This window comes from Acinetobacter sp. ABJ-A23_2 (assembly GCF_044538765.1).
Classification (GTDB): domain Bacteria; phylum Pseudomonadota; class Gammaproteobacteria; order Pseudomonadales; family Moraxellaceae; genus Acinetobacter; species Acinetobacter nosocomialis_A.
In genome coordinates this window covers 1-2,176 of the sequence record NZ_JBIUCP010000097.1, presented here as the reverse complement: position 1 = coordinate 2,176, position 2,176 = coordinate 1, and the positions used below count along the sequence as shown (strand labels likewise).

General features: G+C 44.4%; 1 protein-coding gene. It reads left to right on the top strand.

Translation table 11 applies throughout. The annotated features are described in order from the left end of the window. Nucleotides 1-118: 118 nt before the first annotated feature. Nucleotides 119-2,176, top strand: a 2,058-nt coding sequence (locus tag ACH63V_RS17945; protein ID WP_396464305.1) for an Ig-like domain-containing protein, incomplete at its 3' end; no start/stop codon positions are given.

Genomic DNA, 2,176 nt, shown 5'->3' with positions numbered 1-2,176 from the left:
ATGTAAAAATGATCACATTACTTAATGTTTTTAAGTTGTAGGTCAAAAACTCGAAAACATTAAGTAAAAAGAATTATACAAAAATCATTTAAATCAATAATATAAAAGGAATGAATATATGCCTGAGATACAAATTATTGCCAAGGACAGTCACAAAACCTTGGTAACAACAGAGGGAACTTCTGCAAAACTTTCAGAAGCATCAGTTGTGTTGGTAAAAGTGGCTGCCAGTGATGTATTGGTAGTAAATAGGGAGGGTACCAATGCAGTAATTCGCCTAAAAAATGGTGAAACTATTGTTATTGAAGGCTTCTTTAGTGGAACAGCTGAGCCAGCCGATAATAGTCTTGTTTTTCAAGACCAAAATGGCCAACTCATTTGGGCAAAATTTAAAGATGCCGAAAATGATGCGGATGCTGACAGCGATGCAGATGCGGATGCTGACAGCGATGTAGAGCCGCAAGCGCTTTTAGGTGAAGATTTACCAGCAGCTCTACCAGCAGAAGCACCGCAGGCATTAGTGTCTGATGTTATTTACCAACCTATTTCTTCAATTCAGCCATTACTTTATCACGATGCAGGTGTGAACCCATGGTTGTGGGCAGCAGTACCTCTTGTTGCAGGTGGTATCATTGCTGCTGCATCAAATAGTGGTAGCAGTAATGACTCTTCTCCTGCAGATACTACGCCGCCAAATACAAATGGCGTTACTTTCTCTGTTGATCCTGTAACTTCAGATAATATTATTAATTCAACGGAAGCTGCGGGTAATGTTACTGTTACGGGTAGTTTAAAAAATATTCCGACAGATGCTGCAAATACTGTCGTTACCGTAGTTGTTAATGGTGTAACTTACACTGCAAATGTAGACAAAGCAGCAGGTACGTGGAGTGTAGTTGTACCAGGCAGTGGTTTAATTGCAGATAGCGATAAAACAATTGATGCAAAAGTTACTTTTACTGATGCAGCAGGTAACAGCAGCAATATTAATGAGTCAAAATCTTATACAGTAGATACGACAGCTCCAACTGCACCGATAATTGATCCAATCAATGCGACCAATCCAGTCACAGGTACAGCAGAACCAGGTTCAACTGTTAAAGTGACTTTCCCAGATGGTACGACAGCAACTGTAGTTGCGGGCCCTGATGGTAAATGGACTGTGCCGAACCCAGGTGATCTTAAAGATGGTGATAAAGTTACAGCTATTGCAACCGACCCTGCTGGTAACCCATCAACTCCTTCAACTGGTACAGTAGATACAGTTGCACCATCTGTGACTGTCACCACGACATTAACCAATGACAGTACACCTGCATTAAGCGGTACAGTGAATGATCCGACTGCAAAAGTGGTTGTGACTGTAGATGGTGTGAACTATCCGGCAACCAATAATGGCAACGGCACCTGGACACTTGCAGACAATACGCTTCCAGCGTTGACCGATGGTCCACACACCGTGACTGTGACTGCAACTGATCCTGCGGGTAATGTAGGTACAACAGGTGCAGTTGTGACTGTAGATACGACAGCACCAAATGCACCGGTAATTGATCCAATCAATGCGACCAATCCTGTAACTGGTACAGCAGAACCAGGTTCAACAGTTAAAGTAACTTTCCCTGATGGTACGACAGCAACTGTAGTTGCAGGCCCTGATGGTAAATGGACTGTGCCGAACCCAGGTGATCTTAAAGATGGTGATAAAGTTACAGCTATTGCAACCGACCCTGCTGGTAACCCATCAACTCCTTCAACTGGTACAGTAGATGCAGTTGCACCAACTGTGACTGTCACCACGACATTAACCAACGACAGTACACCTGCGTTAAGCGGTACAGTGAATGATCCGACTGCGAAAGTGGTTGTGACTGTAGATGGTGTGAACTATCCGGCAACCAATAATGGCAACGGCACCTGGACACTTGCAGACAATACGCTTCCAGTGTTGACCGATGGTCCACACACCGTGACTGTGACTGCAACTGATCCTGCGGGTAATGTGGGTACAACAGGTGCAGTGGTGACTATCGATACCACAGCTCCAACTGCACCGGTTCTTGATCCAATCAATGCGACTGATCCAGTGACAGGTACAGCAGAAGCGGGATCAACCGTGACTGTGAGCTTCCCTGACGGTACGACAGCAACTGTAGTTGCAGGTCCTGATGGTAAA